Raw genomic sequence first — 20,740 nt, 5'->3', positions numbered from 1 at the left:
GAACGGCTCCTTGGATCAGAGAGCGGGATGGCGCTTGTGCCAGTCGGTGACACGCTGGAACGCGTCACCCGCGTGGACGAGACCCGCTTCGTCGAAGTGGCGGCCGACAAACTGGAAGGCGACCGGGCCGCCGTTCGGGGCGAAGCCGCCCGGAAGGGTAATGGTCGGGCTTCCGGTCATGTCGAACGGACAGGTGAAGCGCAACAATCCGGCAATCAGGGAAGCGTCTTCGCCGAGCGTCGCCATCTTGGCTAGCGTGGGTGCGGCAAAGGCCTGGGCCGGCACAGCGATGAGATCGACCGTCTCAAACAGCCGCCGTACCGCGCCGCGAAACGCTTCGCGCCGCAGCACGATCTTCTGATAGTCGGTGCCGGACTGTTGCAGGCCAAGATCGAGCAGTCCAGCGAGGGATGGGCCATATTCGTCCTTGCGCGAGGGATAGGTTCCCTCATGCGCGACCGCCGCCTCGATGCCGCAAAGCGGAAACCAGTCGTCGACAATGGCCTTGGCATCCGGAAAGGTGATCTCGCTGATCTCTGCGCCGAGGTCCGCCGCGACGCGCAAACCTTCACTGAGGACCTTGCTTGCGGCCTCATCGGTGCCTTCGCTGGTCCAGCGTCGATCGACACCAATCACAACGCCCCGCAGACTACCGGACAGTCCTGCAAGATAATCCGGCACAGCCAGCGGCACAGCGGTGGTGTCCTTGGCGTCCTCGCCCGCGATCGCACCGAGCATGGCGCCGCAATCGACCGCGCTGCGCGTCATCGGCCCGATATGATCCAGCGTCGCCGCGAGTTCGAACGCGCCATAGCGACTGACCCGCCCCCAGGTCGGCTTCAGCCCCGTGATGCCGTTGGCTGCGGAAGGAAAGCGGATCGATCCGCCGGTATCGGTGCCGAGTGAGCCGAAGCAGAGGCCGGCCGCGGTGGCGGAACCCGACCCGCTCGACGACGCGCCCGACCACAAATCCGCATTCCACGGATTTTTCGGCGGGTCGATCTTCGGATGATGATCGGCGTAAGCACCTTCGGTCTGCTGCAGCTTGCCGAGGATGATCGCGCCCGCGTCCTTCAGCCGTGCGACGACCGTGGCATCCTCATTCGGACGGAAGTCGCTGTGGATGGTCATGCCGTGCGCGGCCGGCGCACCCTTGACCCAGCAAAGGTCCTTGATCGCAACCGGCACGCCGTGCAACGGCCCCTTCAGCTTTCCAGACGCGATTTCCTCTTCCGCAACGGCCGCTTCCGCAAGCGCGGAATCAGCCATGACATAGGCGTAACTCTTGAGCTTCGAATCGAGCCGCTCAATCCGTTCAAGCATCGCCTTCGTCACTTCGACGGGCGACAGCTTCTTCGCCTGTATCTGCTGCCCAACCTCAACCAGCCCGAGATAACCAATATCTGTCGTCGGCATCGCCGTTCGTTCCCCGCTTGTCGCTTCCCAGGCGCATCAGGCCGATCCTCGCGCACGCGCCATCGGCCTGGCGACACGCATGTTTCGCCAGTTTCTTGTGTGGCAAAAGAAAAAAGCCACCCGCCCCTCCGGAATGAGGTGACGAATGGCTCAAATGCCGCTGCTATGGTCTATCGCATGGGCTCAAGATCGAACGGAGCAGTCGCTGCAGGGATCAGGACGTCATCGGCCTGACCGAAGCAGATTAAGGTTCGACAGTAAGCCCGGTAGTCAAAAAGTCTAGGTTCGTGCCTAGCGCATTGTCAACGAGGGAGGTTGCACAAATTTCGCAAGCGTCATGCGCAGCAAATCGGCAAGACCTCTTGCACCGGTATCGGCGATGATGATTTCCTCAAGGCTCCGCCCCTTCGAAAGCCGTCAATGACAAAGCCGTCGGTTCCAGTTGGCATCATATGTTCGCAGTCCGGGCCCTATCAGGCCATGGGGCGCGAGATATTGAAGAGCGCCCTGATGGCGGTCGACGAGATCAACGATCACCCTGACTTTGATTTCTCGCTCACTGCGCATGTCCGCGATCCCCGCGGAGTCATTTCGGAATACCACACTGTTTGCGATGACCTCATTCGCAACGCCGGGGTCGAGCATATCATCGGCTGCTACACATCCGCCTCGCGCAAGCAAGTGCTGCCGATCGTCGAGCGCACCGATCGCCTGCTCTGGTATCCCGCGCGTTACGAAGGGTTCGAATGTTCAGACAATGTCATCTACGTCGGCGCGTCGCCCAATCATAATGTCCTGCCGCTCGTGCGGTACGTGCTCGACAATTTGTCACGGCACATCTTCTGCGTCGGATCCAACTATGTCTGGACGTGGGAGACCAATCGCGTCACCCGCGAGCTGGTGACGGCGGCGCAGGGAAGCATCCTTGCCGAACGGCTGCTCGAGCTGGGCGAAAGCGCAGTCGGGCACATCGTCGACGAAATCGTCCGCCGCAAGCCGCCCGTCGTCTTCAATACGCTCGTCGGCAGTTCGAGCTACGATTTCATCCGCGCCTTTCATGCCGCCACCACGGCTGCAGGTCTCGACATTCCGATGCTGAGTTGCAGCCTCTGCGAACCGGAGCTCAAGATCGTCGGACCCGCATCCGCCGGATGCATCACATCGTCAGCCTATTTCGAGAGCATCCGCCTGCCCGAGAACCTTGCTTTCGTGCAGCGCTGGAAGGCGCGTCATGGCGCGGCGAGCAGCCCTTCCGTCGATGGACAATCCGCCTATGTCGCGGTGTATCTCTTGGCACGTGCGCTGCATCGAGCCGGGACGTCCAACATTGCTGAGGTGCGGCGCGCGGCCGCCGGCTATCGCTACAATTCGCCGCAGGGACCGGTCTGGATCGATGGTGCCAATAACCATTGCGTCCTTACGCCACGCCTGGCCGTCTCGAATGCGCAGGGACAGTTTGAGATCTTCTGGGAATCTGACGCGCCGGTTAAGCCGGATCCCTATTTGACGCAGCTCGACGTCGCCGTTGGCCCCGTGCGCGAAAGGTCAAGGGACGGATCGTCGCCGAGTGCACTCCACTTGCGGGTCGTGAAATGAGCAAACCATCTTCATTTTCCCTCCGCGGACGCAAGGCCCTCGTCGCCATCAGGGACGAGCGTGACCTCTCGATCGTCAGGCGCCAGTTCGAACGTCTGGGCATCGACGTCCTCATATGGGAGCAAGGAGGCGCTCTCGCGTGCCATCCGGATGTAACGCTGATCGACGATGAATTCCTGCCGCTCACCTCGCCGGCACAGCGGGCTTTACTTGGACAATGTCCCGTCATCGCCCTGCTCGGCACGGAGACACCAAGCCGGCTCAAGCTGGTGCTGGAACTCGATCCGGCGTCGTTTCTGGTCAAGCCGCTGCGCTCCGCAGGCATCTATGCGGCGCTGGTGATGGCGTTCGAGCGGGCCGAGCGCACCAACGAGCTGAAGCAGCAAGTCCTCAAGCTGGACGAACGTCTGCGCTCGCGCCGCGTCGTATTGGCTGCGGTCCTCCAGGTGATGCACACGCACTCCGTCGCCGAACCTGCCGCTTTTGCACTGATCCGGCGGGCTGCGATGGAGCAGCGCAAAACCATCGAGCAGATGTCGGCTGAGATTGCCGCGAACGGGAGCCTGCCCCGCGCGACCGGATAGAAACCCGCCTAACCATTCAAGCCGTGGCGTCGCTCCTGCGCGTAACGCACCAGCGCGGCAAAGCGGTAGATGCCGTGGACGAACTTGCCATAGGGCATGGTGATGAACAGCGCGAACACGGCGCCGAGGTGCAGCGCGAGCAGCGGTCCCATGGCGGGCGTCGCACGCAACAGCAGGAGCGCCATTCCGGTGATGCCCGTCAGGAACAGCATGGCGATGAAACCGACATCCATGCCATAGCTGGTATCATCGAGCAGCGCGGGATCGCGCTGGGCCTTCGCAAGAAGCAGCCCGATCGGTCCGACGATCAGACCGATGCCGCCGAGCGAGCCAAGCACGACCGGCAGGTCCCACCACGGATAGGGCGCCTCGCGTCCCAGGAGATAGTGATAGAGCGTGGCAACCGACGTCGCCGCAAAGCACAGCAGAAAGCCGTAGAAAGTGAGGTGATGATAGAGCTTGCGCCGGTCGGTCGGCCGATCGTCCTCATTGTAGCAGCCGACCCCGCCGCCATGGAGATAGCGCAGCTCGCCGGCATCGCGGATCGCCTGGAAGATCGAGCCGCCATCGGCGCGGCCACTGATCGGCTCGCCAATGTCGCGCCAGAACGCGCGCAAGCTCATGATGAGGGCCAGGATGGCATAGAGGAAGGCCGCACCGAACAGTGCCGCCATCGCATTGTGCGGCATCAGTCTGTAGAAGGCGCCGGGGCCGGTGTGGACGCCGAAGAGCAGCGTCGGATCGTTGAACGCGGCAAAGCCGAGAATGAAAGCGGCCATGCTGAACGCGGCAATCAGGCTGATGACGAGCCCGTTGCGTGCGAACATACCGGACAGCGCGCGCGGCCAGGCGTAGGCGGCATAGGATTCGGCGCGCGCCACCGCCAGCGTCTTCGGCACATTGACGTTGAATTCGTGCGGCGGCGAGAACTGGCAGTCGACGTAGCAGGCGCCGCAGGCATGGCAGAGATTGGCGAGATAGTTGAGGTCGCCGTCGGAGAACGAGCGGCGCATCTCCATCGCGGGGAATACCGCGCACAATCCCTCGCAATAGCGACACGAATTGCAGACCGTCATCAGACGATCGGCTTCCTGCAATGTCCTAGTTCCGTGCATTCTTTGCCGCTTCCTGTCCTGCGATCCGGCCGAACACGCTGCCGATGGTCATGCCGATGCCGGCGGCATAGCCGCGTCCCAGCACATTGCCGGCCATGATCTCGCCGGCCGCGAACATGTTGGCGGAAGGTTTTCCATCCTTCATCAGCATCCGCGCCTGCCTGTTCACGCGCGTGCCGAGATAGGTGAAGGTGATGCCGGGCCGCACCGGATAGGCGAGATAGGGCGGCGTCTCGATCCGGCGCGCCCAATGCGTCTTCGGCGGCGTGATGCCTTCGGTGCGGCAATCATCGAGGATGGTGTGATCGAAGGTGCCGGGCCGCACCGCGGCATTGAACTCGGTGATGGTCTTTTCCAGCGCCGTTGGATCAAGCTCGAGCTTGCCGGCAAGCTCAGCGATCGTGGCGCCGGCGATCGGCGGGAACAGCGTCGGCATGAAGCTGGTCACGACGGTTGAATCGAAAATGATATGGGCGATCTGGTCGGGCTGCGCGGCGACCAGCCGGCCCCAGATCGCATAGCGCTTCGGCCAGATGTCCTCGCCCTCGTCGTAGAAGCGCTCCGCATGCTTGTTGACGACAATGCCGAACACGACGGAGTCATGTCGTGTGATGATGCCGCCGTCGAATTTCGGCGCGCGGGCGTCGATCGCCACGGCGTGGCACTGGGTGGGATCGCCGACCTCCTGCACGCCTTTGGCCAGCAGCATCTTCAGGATCGAGCCGCGATTATAGGGCGTGCCGCGAATCAGGAAATTGTCGGCGGCCTCGCCCCAATATTCCTTCAGCCATTCGATATTCGCTTCGAAGCCGCCGGCGGCCGCAACCAGCGCCGCGGCGCGCACCTCGGTCGCGCCGTCGATCGGCTGCTTCAGCTCGGCCGAGAGGAACATGCCGTCTTCGATCCTGAGATCGACGACTTCGGCGTCGTAGCGGATCTCGACGCCGAGCCGTTCCGCCGTAAGATAGAGCGCGTTCAGCATCGCGCGGCCGCCGCCGAGGAAGAATGAATTGGTGCGGCCGAGGCTGAGCGTGCCGCCGAGCGAGGGCTGCCAGCGTACGCCCTGTTCCACGATCCAGTTCAGGATGTCCTTGGACTCGTGGATCATGAACCTGGCAAGTTCCTCGTCGGTCTGGCCGCCGGTCACGAGCAGCAGGTCTTTCCAGAACTCCTCCTCGGTATAGGGGCCGGTAAGGATCTCGGTCGCCGCGTCATGGGCGCAGCGCATGTTGCGTGTGTGGCGCGTATTGCCGCCGCGGTAGAATTTTGGCGCCCCCTCGAGCACCAGCACGGAGGCGCCGGCACGCCGCGCACTGATCGCCGCGCACAGGGCCGCATTGCCGCCACCGATTACCAGCACGTCGTATTTGCTGTTCATTCCTCTGCCCAACCGAGAAAGGCCATTTTCGGCGTTTTCCGGGATGCCTGCACCATTGTCCTTTTTGTATACAAAGATATACATAAGCGCCGCAAGCGCCGTCTTTGCATGGGATTAATGCGCCTGCGACCGGAGGCAGGATGGCAAAGCGGCCGAACAAGGCGATCGGATCGATTTCGCGCGGCTCCGGCGTTCAGCTCGGGGAAGCCGTGTTCCGCTCATTGTGCGAGGCGCTGAAGGCGGGAGCCTATCGGGCCGGAGACCGGCTGCGGGAAGAGGAAGTTGCGCAGCGGCTGAAGGTCAGCCGCACCCCGGTGCGCGAGGCGCTGGGCCGGCTTGCGGAGCGCGGCTTCGTGGCGCCGGCGGGCGGCCGCGGGCTGATCGTCCGCAGCCTCGATGTCGGCGAAGTGCTCGAGCTCTATACCATGCGCGAGATCCTGGAAGGCGCGGCCGCCCGGCTTGCCGCCGAACACGCCTCACGGCCCGAGATCGATGCCCTGACGGATATCGAGCAGGCCTTTGCGGAACACCCCGACGATCCCACGGAGATGGCAGAGCTCAACCGCGCCTTCCATGAAGCGATCTGCCGTGCTGCCCGCAATCGCTATCTCGATGGTGCCTCCAGGGAGCTGCAGGACTGGATTGCGCTGCTCGGCCCCACCACCTTCTCCGTGACCGGCCGCCCCTCGACCAGCCGTAGGGAACATCGGGCCATCATCAGCGCGATTGCCGCCCGCGACGGCGACAAGGCGGAGAAATTGGCGCGCGCCCATATCAGGGAAGCGCTGCGCTGCCGCTTGAAACTTCTGCAGAAGCAGTAGCGAACGCTCCGCGCTATTTCCTTGCCCGCCGCGGCGAGCGCGCCGTCCCCTCGAGCGGCGGAGCAACGCGATCCAGGAGTTCAGTCGGTCCGCCGAGCGACCGCGTCAGCCGTGCCGCCGCTTGCGACAGCAGCGATGACATCGTCTTGATGCTGTCCTTGGTGAAGCGCGGCTTGGGGCCGGACAGCGACAGCGCGCCGACGAGCTTCCCGTTCGGTCCGAACACCGGACAGGCAATGCCGGCACAGTCCGGGTCGCGCTCGCCGAACGAAACCGCAATCGCGCCCCTCCTGATACGATCATAGGCCTCGCCGTTCTCGCCATCGAACGCCAGGATGACTCGTCCCGCGGCGCCGCGGTCGAGCGGCAGCAGCATGCCGGCCTCGACGCGGTCGAGCGTCGAATGCTGGGAATCGATGCGAAAGACGCACAGGCGGCGCTTGCCGTCATGCCGAACGTGGAACGACGGACTTTCCGTGCCCGCGGCCACCAGTTGCCTCAGGACCGGCATCACCTGGTCATGCAGATTGTTGGCGCGCTGATAGATCGCGCCCAATCGGAACGGCGTCGGCCCGAGATGGTAGCGGCCCTCGGGGAGCTGCACGAGATAGCCGAATTCCTGCAGCGAGGTCATCAGCCGCAGCAGCGTGCTTTTGTACATCCCGGTATGCCGGGAGAGCTCGGCGAGACTCATCGGCTCCGGTTTCTCCTCGAACGCCCCCAGGATGGTGAGCGCACGGTCGACGGCGGCAACGCCGGGCGAACGCATGGTGTGTCCTAGCTGGAGAAACCGGCGGGATCGATCAGTTTTGCGATGACCGGGAAGTACGCATCGCCCATCCCCTTGTCGATCGTCTCCTCGAAAATGCTGCGCATGAGCGCCGCGCCCCGCAGGTTCAGGCCGGCCTGCCCTCCCAGCTCCAGCGCGTAGGTCAGGTCCTTCAGTGCATATTCGGTCGAGAACGCGCGCAGCGGGAATTCTTTCGCAACGATCGCCTTCATGCCGTGGTTGCGGAGCGCAAAACTGTCCGCCGAGCCCTTGGACAGGGTTTCCAGCAGCAGCTTCGGTTCGACGCCGCTGTGGCTCGCAATCGCAACAGCTTCCGCCAATGCATTGACTGTCTCGAACAACACCATGTTGTTCAGGATCTTCGTCACTTGTCCGGCGCCGGTGCCGCCGCAGAGCGTGACGTCGGTGGCGAACTGACGGATCAGCGGTTCGACCTTGGCAAACGCGTCGGCCGTCGCGCCGACCATCACGCTGAGCGTACCCTCCTGCGCCGCCTGACGGGTGCGCGCGATCGGCGCGTCGATCCACAGCGCGCCCTTTTCCGCCAGCCGCCGCGCAAACTCGCGGGTTATGCCGACATCGGAGGTACCGAGGTCGATCACGGTCTGACCGCTTCGGATCGACTGCGCGATGCCGCCCTCGAAGGCCGATGACACATGGTTTGCGCTCGGCAGGCAGATGAAGGTGACCTCGCTGCCGCTGACGACATCAGCAACCGATCCGGCGGCCGCGGCGCCATCGGCGACGATCCGCGCCAGCGGCTCCGCCGCAAGGTCGAACGCCAGCACTTTCCGTCCGCTTTTGCGCACCAGATTGCGGCAGATCGGCTCGCCCATGACGCCAAGACCGATGAAACCGATTGTCCCTGTCATGCAGGCATTCTCCTTACACTTTGGGGCGGCGACCGATGCGAACGCCTGCCCGTCTCGATAGCTTCACTTGACCAGCGGACAGCCGCCTTCGTTCATGGGCCGGAACACTTCTTCGCCGGGCCTGGAGCTGACGATCCTGTAATAATCGTATTTGTACTTGGATTCTTCCGGCTTCTTCACCTGCACCAGATACATGGTGTGCAGCACGCGTCCATCAGGGCGGACCGCGACATCCTTGTTGTACATGTCGTTGACCTTCATCTCGTGCATCTTGGCGGCAACGGCGGCCGTATCGGTCGTGCCGGCCGCCTTGACCGCGGCGAGATAGTGGTGGACGCCGCTATAGACGCCGGCCTGAACCATGCTCGCGACCTTGCCGTCCATCAACGCCGCATAGCGCTTCGACCAGGCGCGGGTTTCCTCATTGAGGTCCCAGTAAAACGAGGTCGTCACCTGCAGGCCTTGCGTCGCCTTCAGCCCGAGCGAGTTGACGTCGGTAATGAACACAAGGAGACCGGCCAGCTTCTGCCCGCCCTCGACGATGCCGAACTCGCCGGCCTGCTTGATCGCGGTCTGCACGTCCGCGCCCGAGGTCGCGAGCCCGACGACATCGGCCTTGGAGCCTTGCGCCTGCAGCAGGAACGAGGCGAAGTCCGCGGTGCCCAGCGGGTGTGCGGCCGAACCGATCACCTTGCCGCCGGCGGCCTCGATGAACTTGGTGGCGTCACGCTGCAACGCATGGCCGAACGCATAGTCGGCCGTGACGAAGTACCAGGTCTTGCCGCCGGCACGCGTGATCGCATCGCTGGTCAGCTTCGACAGCGCATAGGTGTCGTAGTTGAAGTGAAAGCTGATCGGCGAGCAGGATTTTCCGGTGAAGTCGGACGAGCCGGGCCCACTGATGACGAAGATCTTGTTCTTCTGCCGCGCGATTTCCAGGATGGCAAAGCCCGCGGAGGATGCGGCGCCATCGGCGATCATATCGACGCCTTCGTTGTCGAACCATTTGCGTGCGGTGGCAGAGGCAATGTCCGGCTTGTTCTGGTGATCGGCGGTGATGATCTCGATCTTCTTGCCGAGAATTTCGTTGCCGAAATCCTCCGCCGCGAGCTTCGCCGCGGCGATCGAGCCGCGGCCGCCATTGTCGGCGAACACACCGGATTGGTCGTTGAGCACGCCGATCCGAATGACGTTATCGGCTGCCGACGCGACGCTCACCTGCGCGGCCAGCACGGCCACAATCGTCCAACACAACTTCATCAATACGCTCCCTACCTAACTCAAGTATTCTGCCTGCTCAGGATGTCCTGCAGTACTGGAGCGATATAGGCGCGGAACTGCGCTGGATTCTCGCTCATCGGGAAATGGCCAAGCCGCTCCATGATCGTGGCCTTGGCGCCTGGAATGCTTGCGGCAGTACGTAGCGTGTCCTCCGGCGTGCAGGAGAAATCGTATTCGCCGGTCAAGAGATAGAGCGGGCACTGGCGCACATCGATCTGGCCGACGCGGCCGCGCAGATCGCCGTCGACCCGGTAGAAATAGAGATCGCCCTTGAAGATACCGGGACCGCCCTGCTTGTAGCCCCAAAGGGTCTCGTCGCGCGCGACCTGCGGACCGTTCGGCGCGATCAGGCCGGAGACCAGCGCGGCGCAGACTTCGCCGCCATGGACATCGGGCCGGTTCAGCCAGGCCGTGTCGTACCAGGGTTGCTGGAAGTCGGCGGCCTCGAGTCCGATCAGCGCGTGAAACTCGCTGGCATGCGATATCGCAAGATTGAGGACGATACGTCCCCCGATCGAGCAGCCCATCACGACAGGCCGATCGAGCCCCAAGGCGTTGCAAAAGGCGCGGATGGTGGCCGTGTAGGTCGCCGTCGTCAGCCTGTATTCGTTGGCATATCGGCTGTCCGGCGGGTTCGACTTGCCGTGCCAGGGCATGTCGAACGCGATGATGCGGAACTGCTTCGTGAACTCTTCGTCGATGAGCAAATGGCGCCACTGCCGCGCGTCGGAGCCGGCGGTGTGCAGGCAGACCAGGGGAATGCCGGTGCCATTTTCCTCGAAATAGATGCGGTTGATCTCGCCATCGATCTCGACATGGACGTAGCGTCCAACGATCGGTTCGACAAAGCCACTCATGATGCGCCCACCAAACCGCTGCGACGCGGCAACGCCAGGAGATCCTTGAAGTACTGCAGGTGCGACATGAAGGGATGCAGATCGCCTTCCATCGTCGCCTCCCCGCGCTTGGTGAGCGCGAGCAGATCGTGCCAGCCCGGCGGCGGCATCGCCTGCCAATAGGCGCGATATGCGGCCGGCGTCGCGCGATAGGCGAAACGCCAGGACCGCATCAGCACCGGTGCGGGAGTCATATCGAGGATTTGCCCGCCGCAAATGGTCACATGAAAGGGCTGCACCGTGGGTCCGAGCAGACACTCCACATCAAGCAGCCGGCCGCGGCTGATCAGCTTCTCATCGCGCGACAGCAATTCCGGAATGGTCTTGAACGCTTCGACCACCTGATTGTCGAACGCGACAGATGGCCGGTCGGTCGATGCCGCATCAGGGTTCACGCTCGATTCCTCCAACCCTATCGTTCTGTGCAGCAGAACGATGTTCTATTTTGTCGTTGCCCTTTTACACTTGGTTTCCCAGTGAACTCAAGGGGGATCGGCGACATCTGGTGATTGGTAGTCGAGCGAGCTCCATAGGTATTTTCTCCGCGCGACCCGAGGGCGCGCAGGTATGACCACAATGACGGTCGATATGACCTGGGATGGGCAACGTGCCGAGGAAATTCTCGGTACTGGAGCAGCGGATCTCATCGCGGTCGGCCGCGGGGAAACGTCGAACGTAGCGCGTGGATCCTAGCCGGCGCCAAAGCAGATTTCGATCGAGGCTGCCCGAGCGCTCAATGCACGCGAGCAGCGGCCGTCTTGAATGGTAAAGTCACCGACGTTGCGGCGTCTCGTCGCCCTGTTGTGAGCTGGCCTCATCGGCCGCCGGGAATATGGCGTCGTATATCGCGCGCGCCTCTCGAATAAGCCGAGCCCGCTCGAGCTCAGCCTTTGGAACAAATCGAACGACTTCACCCATATGCGGCTCCAGGCAAAATTTGGGCAATCCCCCGTCAGATGACGGCTGTCATTTCAAGTAAATTGTGAGGCCTCTCCGAATCCGCATCCCATAGTCCCGATGTGGGAATAAAAAGATCGTGAAAGCACGTGAGAAAAGGGAACCGAAAGTCCGTGACCACCTCACGCCGTATCGCCTGCGGCAATCGATATAGGATGATCAGGCACGCGCCGCGTGCTCGCCGATCAACTATCAACATCAGGGAGAGATCCATGACAGATGCAACCGAAGGCGCGAGAGCGCGGGTCGACATGAAGCTGGAGATCGTCGTCATTCCCGTTTCGGATATCGACCGCGCGAAGCAGTTCTACGCGAATCTTGGCTGGAGGCTCGATGCCGACTTCACCGCCGGTGACTGGCGCGTGATCCAGTTCACGCCGCGAGGCTCGCCCTCCTCGATCATCTTCGGCAAGAACGTGACCGCGGCGGCGCCCGGCTCCGCGCAAGGCCTCTACCTGGTCGTCTCCGACGTCGAGGCCGCCCGCAACGATCTGCTCAGTCGCGGCGTCAAGGTCAGCGAGGCCTTCCACGGCAGCGGCGACGTGCACACTGGTACTGACGAACCCTATTTGTTTGGCCGGCTGCGGGTCACCGGCCGCGATCCCGAGCGTGGCAGCGACCAGTCGTTTGCCTCCTTCAGCGATCCGGATGGCAACGGCTGGCTGCTCCAGGAGATCACCGCGCGGTTGCCGGGACGCGTGGACACGGACGGCACGACGTTCGCCTCGCCTACCGAACTCGCGAGCGCACTCCGCCGTGCGGCAGCCGCGCACGGCGAGCACGAGAAGCGGAACGGAGGCCAGCGCGATGAGAACTGGCCTGACTGGTACGCCGAGTACATCGTCAATGAACAGGCCGGCAAGCCACTGCCGTCATAACAACGGCTTGCCGAGGCGGCGCGTCGGCCAATCGCCGCTCCATGAAGCGGAGCGGCGACTGGACGCGGAGTGGCTGCGCTGCCCTCAGGCCCGCTGCGGCATCGCCACGGGCAAGTCGTGCTGCACGACGACGGGTTCGTCGGCGGCGATATCTTCCCGATAGGTCTCGGGCCCCATCCAGATCGCGATCACCGTACATAGCGACAGGAACATCGCGTAGCAGGCGACCGGCCACCAACTGCCGTAGGCGGCGACCAGCGCCGTTGCGACGAACGGCGCCGGACCGCCCGCGAGCAGCGAGCCAAGCTCGCGCGCGAACGCGAATCCCGCAAAGCGCCGCTGCGGCGGGAACAACTCGGCGAAGTAAGCCGCTTGCGGTCCGAACATCGCGGCCGTCACCACGGCCCTCGCCAGGATGAAGGCCACCGCGATCCAGATCCATTCCTTGGTGCCGACCATCCAGAAGAACGGGAAAGCCAGCGCCACGCCCGCGAGCGCACCAAACAGATAGACCGGCCGCCGTCCGATGCGATCCGACAGCGCCGCGAAGCCGAGGATCGCGAACAGCTCGATGGTGAATGCGAGCATCAACGCGCTCAGCGCCTCCGATTTCGGTACGCCCAACGTAGTGATGACGTAGCTGAGCCCGAACACGGGGAAGAAATAGCCGAGCCCGTTCTCGGCCATCCGCGCGCCCAGCACGACCAGGAAGTTGCGCGGATGCTGGCGCAGCGCCTCCATGGCCGGGTTGCGCTCGACCTTGCCGCGCGCAACGACGGCTTCGGTAAAGACGGGCGTTTCCGTCACGCGCAGGCGCACGAAGATACCGACCAGGATCAACAGGAAGCTCGCCAGGAACGGCAGGCGCCAGCCCCAGCTCAACATCGCCTCGCGCGGCAGCATGGTCACGAGCGCAAAGGCGCCCGCGGCAAGCAGATTGCCGACGGACACGCCGAGCGGCGCGAAGCCGCCCCAGAAGCCGCGGTGCCTCGCCGGTGCATTCTCCACGAGATAGATCACCGCTCCGCCATATTCGGCCCCCGCGCCGAGACCCTGTATCACGCGCATGGCGACGAGCAGCAGCGGCGCCCAGATCCCGATCTGCGCATAGGTCGGCAAGAGGCCGATCGCGGTGGTGCCGATGCCGATCATCAACAGCGTGGCGACCAACACCGGCTTGCGGCCATAGCGATCGCCCATGATGCCGAACAGGATGCCACCCAATGGGCGCACCACGAAGCCGACGCCGAAGGTCAGGAACGCCAGCAGCGTTCCGACGACGGGATCGCTCTTGGGAAAGAACAGCTCGCCGAATACCAGGGCAGCCGCGGTGCCATAGAGGAAGAAGTCATACCATTCGAGCGCGGAGCCGACGCTCGCAGCAAGGATCACACGTAAACGCGATTGGCCGGCGCCGCCGGCCTTGAGCTCGGTCATTGGTTTCCATCCCTGTTGTTTGTTTATTGGTCGTCGCAAGCACGAAGCCCGCGGGTGTTGCTCCCCGCGGGCTTCGTCGGAATTCTTTTAGGCGGCGCGCGTGAAGTAGGTCTTTTTCGACGCGGACTGCGTTTCGTAGATCGAGCCTTGGCGCTTGGGCGGCGGCAACGGCATCCGCACCGGAACGCGGGTCATGCGCGGCGCAACCACCGAGCCGCCGGCGAGCAGGCGGCTGTCGAACTCGGCAAGATCCTTTACGCCCGCCAGCGGCCAGGCATCGCTTGCCGCGACTTCATAGAGCAGAAGGTTGCGCGGGCGGTTCGACGTGTTGGTCGCCGAGCCGTGCAGCGCGCGCACGTGATGGAACGACATGCTGCCCGCCTTGCCGATGCAGGGCACCGCACGCTTGATCTCGTCCTGAATCAGGTCGGGATCGATCAGGCCGGCGAAGCAGCCATCCTCGCCGTGATGATTCCACATGGTGTCGCCGACATGCGATCCCGGTGTCACCAGCATGGGACCATTCTCCAGGTCGCAATCGTCGAGCAGCACGCCGATCGCAAGCATGTCGTCATTGGTGTGGGGATAGAACGCCCAGTCCTGGTGCCACTCGACTGGCGAGCCGTACTGCGCGGACTTCATGTTGAGCTTGGAGCCATGCAGGCGCAGGCCGGGTCCGATCAGCTTGGTAAGGATGGAGATGACAGGCTCGCTGCGCACGATCTGATCGAAGATCGGGTGCACCTTGTGCGGCGCCTTGATGCGGCGGACCCTCGGGTTCTCCTGGGTGTGGCCGGGTTCGAGGTCATAGACGTCGGTATGCTCGGTCACAGCAGCCGCGCCGGCGACCAGTTCGGCCAGCACGTCGCGGACCCGCGCCAGAGTATCGTTGTCGAGCACATCAGGGACGACGATCACCCCGTCGCGCCGATAGGCCTGGACCACTTCGTCTGAAATCATACGGCGGTTCCTCCTTTTGTTATGCTAGCGCTATCATGCTCGAATGTTAGCGCTATCATATGCAATGCTAGCGCTGTCACTATGGATGCGCAATCCGGAATCGTGCAGATTCACCACCACCATGGGTTCCGAATTGACTGAGACCAACACCAGTTCCGACGAGGTCGCCCCGACGCTGTCGGCAGTGGCCAAACGCGCCGGCGTTTCATCGATCACCGTGAGCCGGGTGGTCCGGCTGCCGGACTTGGTTGCGCCGGAGACGCGCGCCAGGGTCGAGAAGGCGATGCGGGAACTCGGCTACGTGCCCAACCTGGTCGCCGGAGCGCTGGCGAGCGCGAAGACCAATTCGGTCGGCGTGCTGGTGCCGACGATCGCGAACTCGATCTTTGCCGACACTGTGCAGGGCCTGTCCGACAAGCTCGAGCCGCTCGGCTATTCGGTGATCCTCGCGCAGTCACGCTACGACGCCGCGCGCGAGGACCGCATGCTCGCGGCGCTGCTGTCGCGGCGGCCGGAAGCGATCATCATGGTCGGCTCGCCCGCGACCGAGGACGGCAAGCGCCTGCTGCGTCACGCGCGCATTCCGATCGTCGAGACCTGGGAGCTGCCGATCGATCCGATCGACGCCGTTGCGGGTTTCGACAATTACCAAGCCGGCGTCGCCGTCGCGCGCCACTTCATCGAGCAAGGCCGTCAGCATCTCGCCTTCATCGGCGGCGACGACCCGCGCGGCACGCGGCGATGGCTCGGCTTCCAAGACCACGCGCTGGCGTGCGGGTTGCAACCGCCGCGGCGGCTGATCCTCGAACGCAACGCGTCCGGCAGCGTCGCCGCGCATGCGAATTTGCCCGGCGTCGATGCCGTGTTCGCGGCCAACGACGCCCATGCCATCGGCTTCATGGCCGGCCTGCGCAAGGCCGGACTGCTCCGCGACGGCCCGGCCGCGGCGCAGCCGGTCGCCGTTGTCGGCCTCGGCGATCTCGAGATGGGACGGCTGATCTCGCCGAGTCTCAGCACCATCAGCGTCCATGGCGATGCGATCGGCCGCACCGCCGCGACACTGACGCTCGAGCGCGGCGGCGAGCGCCGGATCGATCTCGGCTTCGAACTGGTGCTGCGCGACAGCGGCTAGCGCCGCGCCGCCGATGATTAGTTCCTATTATTTCGGAGCGCTCTCGGCCCAGCGCGCCATCAACGTGTTCGACGGCAAGGACTCGTCGACGAGTTTCCTCGCGGTCTCGACGCCCGCCACCGGAAGCTTCGCAGGATCGAGCAATCCGATCTGCACCAGCACCGAGGCCTGATCCCAATAGATATGCTCATTGTAGAGCTTGTCGCCGCGGAAACGGACGATCGCGACCAGCGGGATCTCGACATATTTGCCCGTAGGGGGAATGCCGGGCAGCATCCAGTCGATCTCGATGTCGTGGGTGAAGCAGAACAGCATCTCGTCCACGATGCGGTCGGCGCCGATGGTGCGCGAGATCGGCACCAGCTTGGTGTCCTGCGGCGTCTTCGGGATGAAGTGGTTCTTGTAGAAGCGGAGCAGGTCGCGATAGCCGACGCCGCCGGTCATGGTCGGGATGTGGTTGACATAGGGCTCGGCGACCATGGTTTTCATGGTCTCCTCAGCCGAGCGCGTCGCGAATTCGAGCTCGGTATGCTTGTCCCATAGTGCGGAAAGATCGTACTGGGGACCCAGCACCTTCCGGAACAACGCGATCGAACGCGTATGCGCCATCAGCGATGCAGGCTTGTTGAAGCTCGTCCGCTCCGGCGCGGCGAACGCGTGATCGCAACCGGGATAGAGATAGAATTCGACGTCGGGACGCCCCGCAAACGCAGCCTTGATCTGCTCGCGCGCTTCCGCCGGCGCAAAGCGGTCGAGCTCGGCAAAATGAAACACCATCGGTCCCTTGATGTTGCCGGCCTCGCCAAGATCGGCCTCGATGCCGACGCCGTAATAGCTGACGGCGCAATCGACAACGGTGCGCGCGGCGAGGAGATAGGCGAGCTTGCCGCCCAGACAGAAGCCGAGCGTGCCGACCCCGCCTTTGCATTCGCCACGCGCGCGCAGGACCTTCAGCGCATCGGCCGCATCCTTGATCGACTGGTCGACATCGAAGCGCTGGTAGTAGCCCATCGCCTTGCCGAAATCCGCCTCGCTGTAGCCGAGCTCGACGCCCGGCTCCATGCGCCAGAACAGATCCGGCGCGAGCACGACATAGCCTTCCTCAGCGTAGTAGTCCGCCACCGCGCGCATCGAGGCGTTGACGCCGAAGATTTCCTGCAGGAGCAGGATGCCGGGACCGGAGCCCGAAGCGGGCACGGAGAGATATCCCTTGAAGCCGCCGCCGCCGTCCTTTGTGGCGATGTCGATCCACTGTCCCGCCATCGTATCGATCTCCTCTCGTTTCTTTGTTTAGGCCCGGCGATGGCGCGATCGCGATGAAGACTTTGGAGCGCCCTGCTCGCGCAACGCATCGGCTGACAAACAAACCACTTCGGAAATCTGCATGAGCTGCCTGGACAGAGGACTGGTCTTGCGCCAGACCATACCGATGGTTCGCGAGGGTTGCGGGTCCTTGAAGCGGGCGACCGACACCGATGCCGAGCGCGTCTCCACCCCCACGGCCATTTCCGGGATCAAGGTGACGCCGATGCCGGCGCCGACCATCTGAACGAGGGTGGACAGCGAGCTCGCCTCCAGCACCTCGCGCGGCGGCGATGATTTCATGTTGCAGAACGACAGCGCCTGTTCGCGAAAGCAATGTCCCTCCTCCAGCAGGAGAAGCTTCATTTCGCGCAGCGCTTCGCTGCTCGGCACCGGCGTTCCCTCGTCCTCCCCCGGCCGCACCAGCAGGAAATTTTCCGTGAACAGCGCGACCTCGGTCAACGAGGGTTCGGACACCGGCAGGGCGACAATGGCGGTGTCGAGCCGGCCTTCCGCCAGCTCCTTGATCAGCTTCGGCGTCACGGTCTCGCGGACGTGAATATCGAGTTCGGGATGCATCTGCGTGAGATTGCCGATCACCTTGGGCAGCAGATAGGGAGCAATCGTCGGGATCATGCCGATGCGGAGCCGGCCGACGAGCTGGTCCCGCGACGCCCGCGCAAAGTCGCCGAGTTCATCGACCGAGCGCAGGATTTCGCGGACGCGCTGGGCGAGTTCTTCGCCGAACTTCGTCAGCACGACCTGCCGGGCGCTGCGCTCGAGCAGCACGCCGCCGACCGCTTCTTCCAGTTCCTTGATCTGCATCGACAGCGCCGGCTGCGTGACGGCGCATGCCTCCGCTGCGCGTCCGAAATGGCCGTGACGCGCCAGCGCGTCAAAATAACGAAGCTGTCGCAGGGTAAACTGGATCATCAGAATATCTTATCGCAACAATCACGAAAGTCAATTTCCCCTGATGATATCCGTTGTTTAGAGTCTTTCCAGACCCCCACCAGAAACTGCCGCAGGAGGCGATGATGGATGACACTACGAAGTGCCCGTTTTCGGGTGCGACCCGCATAAATCAAAACAAAGACTGGTGGCCGAATCAGCTCGACCTCTCGGTTCTCCACCAGCACTCGAGCCTGTCCAATCCGATGGGCGAGGCGTTCGACTACGCCAAGGAATTCAAGAGCCTCGACCTGAATGCCGTGATCAAGGACCTTCGAGCCCTGATGACGGATTCGCAGGAGTGGTGGCCGGCCGACTTCGGCCATTACGGGCCGCTGTTCATCCGCATGGCGTGGCACAGCGCGGGCACCTACCGTATCCACGACGGCCGCGGCGGCGCCGGAGCCGGCCAGCAGCGTTTCGCGCCGCTGAATAGCTGGCCTGATAACGTGAACCTCGACAAGGCGCGCCGCCTGTTGTGGCCGATCAAGCAGAAATACGGCAGCAAGATCTCCTGGGCCGATCTGATGATCCTCACCGGTAACGTCGCGCTGGAGTCGATGGGCTTCAAGACCTTCGGTTTCGGCGGCGGACGCGCGGACACCTGGGAGCCTGAAGTCGACATCTACTGGGGTCCCGAAGGCAAGTGGCTGGCGGACGAGCGCTATAGCGGCGACCGCGACCTTCAGAATCCGCTCGCTGCCGTGCAGATGGGCCTGATCTACGTCAACCCGGAAGGGCCGAATGGCAATCCGGACCCGCTGGCGGCGGCTCGCGATATCAGAGAGACGTTCCACCGCATGGCGATGAACGATGAGGAAACGGTTGCGCTGATTGCCGGCGGTCACACCTTCGGCAAGACGCACGGTGCCGGCGATGCGACGCTGGTCGGCCCGGAGCCGGAAGCCGCCGACATCGAGCAGCAGGGCCTCGGCTGGGCGAGCAAGTATGGCTCGGGCAAGGGCGGTGACGCGATCGGCAGCGGCCTGGAAGTGATCTGGACCACGACGCCCACCAAGTGGAGCAGCAATTTCTTCTGGAACCTGTTCGGCTACGAATGGGAGCTGACCAAGAGCCCGGCCGGCGCGCATCAGTGGACGCCGAAAAACGGCGGAGGCGCCAACACGGTGCCGGATGCGCACGACGCCTCGAAGCGTCACGCGCCGTCCATGCTGACCACGGACCTCGCCCTGCGGGTCGATCCGGACTACGAGAAGATCTCGCGGCGGTTCTATGAGAACCCGGATCAGTTCGCGGATGCGTTTGCTCGCGCCTGGTTCAAGCTCACCCACCGCGACATGGGTCCGATCGTGCGTTACCTCGGCCCGCTCGTTCCGAAGGAAGAGCTGATCTGGCAGGATCATGTTCCCGCCGTCAATCATGAGCTGGTCAGCGAGCAGGACATCGCGGCGCTGAAGGCGAAGATCCTGGCATCCGGGCTGTCGGTTTCCGAGCTGATCTCGACGGCTTGGGCGTCGGCTTCGACGTTCCGCGGCTCCGACAAGCGCGGTGGCGCGAACGGCGCGCGCATTCGCCTTGCGCCGCAAAAGGACTGGGAGGTCAACGAGCCGGCTCAGCTTACGAAGGTTCTGCAGAAGCTGGAAGGAATCCAGAAGGAGTTCAACGCTTCGCAGTCCGGCGGCAAGAAAGTCTCGCTTGCCGACCTGATCGTTCTCGGCGGCAGTGCGGCGATCGAGAAGGCCGCCAAGGACGCCGGCCTCGACGTGAAGGTGCCCTTCACGCCCGGTCGCACGGATGCTTCGCAGGAGCAGACCGACGTCGCATCCTTTGCGCCGCTCGAGCCGATCGCCGACGGCTTCCGCAACTATCAGCACGGCGCGCAGCACATCTCGCCCGAGGAGCTGCTGGTCGACAAGGCGCAGTTGCTGACGCTGACGGCGCCGGAGATGACGGCTCTCGTCGGCGGCCTGCGTGTCCTCGGCGCCAACACGGGCAAGTCCGGGCACGGCGTCTTGACCAAGCAGCCGGGCAAGCTGACGAACGACTTCTTCGTCAACCTGCTCGACATGAGCACGCAGTGGCAGGCGTCCGACAGCGCCGGACTGGTGTTCGAGGGCCGCGACCGCAAGACCAACGACGTCAAGTGGACCGGCACCCGCGCCGACCTGATCTTCGGTTCGCACTCGCAGCTCCGCGCGCTAGCGGAAGTCTATGCGAGCTCGGACGCGAAGGAGAAGTTCGTAAAGGACTTCGTGGCGGCCTGGACCAAGGTCACGAACCTCGACCGCTTCGACCTCGTGGCCCATTGAGACCCTGAAGGCTGTCGCAAGCCATAGACAAGAAATCAGGGCGGCGTTTCAACCCGAAACGCCGCCCTGAAAGTATCAAGCCTCCCACACGATACCCGCTTCCG

The 20,740-nt window shown here is 63.6% G+C and carries 18 protein-coding genes; 6 read left to right on the top strand and 12 right to left on the bottom strand.

Features of this window, described 5'->3' with window-relative positions:
* Window positions 1-15: 15 nt before the first annotated feature.
* Window positions 16-1,416 (bottom strand): amidase, encoded by a 1,401-nt coding sequence (locus tag OZ411_RS03360; protein WP_282526799.1) that lies wholly within the window; start codon window positions 1,414-1,416, stop codon window positions 16-18.
* A 420-nt stretch (window positions 1,417-1,836) separates the two neighbouring features.
* Between OZ411_RS03360 and OZ411_RS03355 the strand changes: the two genes are divergently transcribed.
* Window positions 1,837-3,012, top strand: coding sequence for a transporter substrate-binding domain-containing protein (locus tag OZ411_RS03355; protein WP_282526798.1), 1,176 nt, complete (start codon window positions 1,837-1,839; stop codon window positions 3,010-3,012).
* On the top strand, window positions 3,009-3,596 hold the full coding sequence (locus OZ411_RS03350; RefSeq protein ID WP_282526797.1) for an ANTAR domain-containing protein: 588 nt from the start codon (window positions 3,009-3,011) through the stop codon (window positions 3,594-3,596). The genes OZ411_RS03355 and OZ411_RS03350 overlap by 4 nt, the downstream gene beginning before the upstream one ends.
* 8 nt (window positions 3,597-3,604) lie before the next feature.
* Here the strand turns inward: OZ411_RS03350 and tcuB are convergent, their stop codons facing one another.
* Both tcuB and tcuA read right to left on the bottom strand, forming a co-directional pair.
* On the bottom strand, window positions 3,605-4,711 hold the full coding sequence (gene tcuB / locus OZ411_RS03345) for a tricarballylate utilization 4Fe-4S protein TcuB (RefSeq protein ID WP_282526796.1): 1,107 nt from the start codon (window positions 4,709-4,711) through the stop codon (window positions 3,605-3,607).
* Window positions 4,698-6,089 (bottom strand): FAD-dependent tricarballylate dehydrogenase TcuA, encoded by a 1,392-nt coding sequence (gene tcuA / locus OZ411_RS03340; protein WP_282526795.1) that lies wholly within the window; start codon window positions 6,087-6,089, stop codon window positions 4,698-4,700. The genes tcuB and tcuA overlap by 14 nt, the downstream gene beginning before the upstream one ends.
* A 140-nt stretch (window positions 6,090-6,229) precedes the next feature.
* Here tcuA and OZ411_RS03335 point away from each other — a divergent pair, with 140 nt between their 5' ends.
* Window positions 6,230-6,910, top strand: coding sequence for a GntR family transcriptional regulator (locus tag OZ411_RS03335; RefSeq protein WP_130577301.1), 681 nt, complete (start codon window positions 6,230-6,232; stop codon window positions 6,908-6,910).
* Between the two features lie 13 nt (window positions 6,911-6,923).
* On the opposite strand, the gene OZ411_RS03330 is transcribed toward OZ411_RS03335, so the two are convergent.
* The 5 genes from OZ411_RS03330 to OZ411_RS03310 all read right to left on the bottom strand — a co-directional run bounded on the left by OZ411_RS03330 (window position 6,924) and on the right by OZ411_RS03310 (window position 11,144).
* Window positions 6,924-7,679, bottom strand: a complete 756-nt coding sequence (locus tag OZ411_RS03330; RefSeq protein ID WP_130577300.1) for an IclR family transcriptional regulator — start codon at window positions 7,677-7,679, stop codon at window positions 6,924-6,926.
* 8 nt (window positions 7,680-7,687) lie between these two features.
* Window positions 7,688-8,572, bottom strand: coding sequence for an NAD(P)-dependent oxidoreductase (locus OZ411_RS03325; RefSeq protein WP_282526794.1), 885 nt, complete (start codon window positions 8,570-8,572; stop codon window positions 7,688-7,690).
* Window positions 8,573-8,635: 63 nt separating this feature from the next.
* Window positions 8,636-9,832 (bottom strand): ABC transporter substrate-binding protein, encoded by a 1,197-nt coding sequence (locus OZ411_RS03320; RefSeq protein WP_130577298.1) that lies wholly within the window; start codon window positions 9,830-9,832, stop codon window positions 8,636-8,638.
* A 20-nt stretch (window positions 9,833-9,852) separates the two neighbouring features.
* Entirely contained in the window at window positions 9,853-10,710 is an 858-nt protein-coding gene (locus OZ411_RS03315; protein ID WP_282526793.1) for an alpha/beta hydrolase, read from the bottom strand.
* Complete coding sequence (locus OZ411_RS03310) at window positions 10,707-11,144, bottom strand: hypothetical protein (protein ID WP_282526792.1); 438 nt, start codon at window positions 11,142-11,144, stop codon at window positions 10,707-10,709. Before OZ411_RS03310 ends, OZ411_RS03315 begins: the two co-directional genes overlap by 4 nt.
* A gap of 774 nt (window positions 11,145-11,918) precedes the next feature.
* Here OZ411_RS03310 and OZ411_RS03305 point away from each other — a divergent pair.
* Window positions 11,919-12,584: a VOC family protein gene (locus tag OZ411_RS03305; RefSeq protein WP_282526791.1), complete on the top strand. Its 666-nt coding sequence runs from the start codon at window positions 11,919-11,921 to the stop codon at window positions 12,582-12,584.
* An 84-nt stretch (window positions 12,585-12,668) separates the two neighbouring features.
* On the opposite strand, the gene OZ411_RS03300 is transcribed toward OZ411_RS03305, so the two are convergent.
* Window positions 12,669-14,021 (bottom strand): MFS transporter, encoded by a 1,353-nt coding sequence (locus OZ411_RS03300; RefSeq protein WP_282526790.1) that lies wholly within the window; start codon window positions 14,019-14,021, stop codon window positions 12,669-12,671.
* A gap of 87 nt (window positions 14,022-14,108) precedes the next feature.
* Window positions 14,109-14,981, bottom strand: a complete 873-nt coding sequence (locus OZ411_RS03295; RefSeq protein WP_282526789.1) for a phytanoyl-CoA dioxygenase family protein — start codon at window positions 14,979-14,981, stop codon at window positions 14,109-14,111.
* Between the two features lie 121 nt (window positions 14,982-15,102).
* Here OZ411_RS03295 and OZ411_RS03290 point away from each other — a divergent pair, with 121 nt between their 5' ends.
* The gene (locus OZ411_RS03290) at window positions 15,103-16,113 is read left to right on the top strand and encodes a LacI family DNA-binding transcriptional regulator (RefSeq protein WP_282526788.1); all 1,011 of its coding nucleotides are present in this window, start codon (window positions 15,103-15,105) and stop codon (window positions 16,111-16,113) included.
* Between the two features lie 27 nt (window positions 16,114-16,140).
* Here OZ411_RS03290 and OZ411_RS03285 read toward each other — a convergent pair whose 3' ends face one another.
* Complete coding sequence (locus OZ411_RS03285) at window positions 16,141-17,376, bottom strand: dienelactone hydrolase family protein (RefSeq protein WP_282526787.1); 1,236 nt, start codon at window positions 17,374-17,376, stop codon at window positions 16,141-16,143.
* Window positions 17,377-17,403: 27 nt separating this feature from the next.
* The gene (locus tag OZ411_RS03280) at window positions 17,404-18,348 is read right to left on the bottom strand and encodes a hydrogen peroxide-inducible genes activator (protein WP_282526786.1); all 945 of its coding nucleotides are present in this window, start codon (window positions 18,346-18,348) and stop codon (window positions 17,404-17,406) included.
* Window positions 18,349-18,452: 104 nt separating this feature from the next.
* On the opposite strand from OZ411_RS03280, the gene katG reads away from it, so the two are divergent.
* Window positions 18,453-20,636, top strand: a complete 2,184-nt coding sequence (gene katG / locus OZ411_RS03275) for a catalase/peroxidase HPI (protein WP_282526785.1) — start codon at window positions 18,453-18,455, stop codon at window positions 20,634-20,636.
* The last annotated feature ends 104 nt before the right edge of the window (window positions 20,637-20,740 follow it).

Origin of the sequence: Bradyrhizobium sp. Arg237L, from assembly GCF_029990105.1 — a bacterium.
Classification (GTDB): domain Bacteria; phylum Pseudomonadota; class Alphaproteobacteria; order Rhizobiales; family Xanthobacteraceae; genus Bradyrhizobium.
The sequence above is the reverse complement of the archived record's forward strand: the minus strand, read 5'-3'. Positions and strand labels throughout refer to the sequence as shown.